Here is a 258-nt window from a genome sequence, read left to right on the forward strand (position 1 = left end):
CTGTCGCGCCTGCCGTATCACCAAGCGCCACGGCGGCGGCGCCTGTCGCATTCGTGTTAAAACCAATCGCCGTGGACTTGGATCCAAGCGCTTTAGCCACATTACCAAGCGCCGTGGCACCGAATTCAGACGCCTTAGCGTAAGGACCAGCCGCCGTGGCGTAGTCGCCTGCCGACACCGTGCCCACACCGATCGCCACCGCGTCCTGAGCCGTCGCCGACGAATCCGTACCCGTCGAATTCGCGTGGAAGTACTTCG

At 63.2% G+C, this 258-nt stretch carries 1 pseudogene; it reads right to left on the minus strand.

Features of this window, described 5'->3' with window-relative positions:
* Window positions 1-258, minus strand: a pseudogene (locus ACLFKU_RS44640) (hemagglutinin); the annotation flags it as partial.

The sequence above is a fragment of the Paraburkholderia sp. EG304 genome (genome assembly GCF_046543485.1).
GTDB classification, from domain to species: Bacteria; Pseudomonadota; Gammaproteobacteria; order Burkholderiales; family Burkholderiaceae; genus Paraburkholderia; species Paraburkholderia youngii.